General features: G+C 70.7%; 1 protein-coding gene. It reads right to left on the bottom strand.

Annotated features, from left to right (window positions below; all coding sequences use genetic code 11):
- Positions 1 to 745: DUF222 domain-containing protein (locus AC5RWO_RS21445; RefSeq protein ID WP_498733954.1), on the bottom strand; the 745-nt coding region annotated here is incomplete at both ends.

The raw sequence follows: 745 nt of genomic DNA, 5'->3' as shown, positions 1-745 counted from the left end.
ACGCGGCAGCCGGGGCCGCTGCAGTGCCCGTCGCGTAACCGGACGAGTCGTTTCAGCCATTCGGGCGGGTGCCGCAGGTCTTTCGCGGCCGCGATCGCGTTGCGGTATCCATCGGTCAACACCGGCAGCCACGATTCCGTCAGTCCGGCGAGCTTCCGGGCCATGTCCGGCGGGATCGGCCCGTACCCGGCGAGTTCACCGGGTTCCTCGCTCAACCCCGCCGCGGTCTCCAACGACAACGTGACCGCGACGCTGGCCGTCACCCCCGCGCCGGCACCAGTCCCCGCGCCGCTGCCGGCGCCGATACAGGTTCCGGTCCCGGTGGCTGCGCTGCCGGTACAGCTGCCGTTGCAGGTACCTGGGTTGAGGATCAGGTCGGTGATGACGTCGGCGCGCAGCTGGGGCAGGGTCCGGGCCTCGTCGGGGCCCTGCAGCTTCTTCGCGAGGGCCTGGACCAGGTTGAACACCATCACCGCCTTGTCCGCGCTGCAGCGCAACCAGACTTCGGCCATCCCGTCATCCTGCGGCACGAGACCGACGTTCCGGGACTGGTTCGCGCGTTCATGACGGACGGTCAGGCTTTCGGGGTGCAGGCGTTCACGGGCCTTGCGGGCACGGGCCCGCACACTGTCCACGGTGATCTCGCCGGCTTGGGGCAGGACCCCGGCCTCGAACGCGGGCAAGAGTTCTTCGGGCAGGTCGGCGGAGCCGCGGGCGATCGCGGTGGCCCGCGGCAGGTCCAGGT

Source organism: Arthrobacter sp. B055-34 (assembly GCF_059090425.1).
The sequence above is the reverse complement of the archived record's forward strand: the minus strand, read 5'-3'. Positions and strand labels throughout refer to the sequence as shown.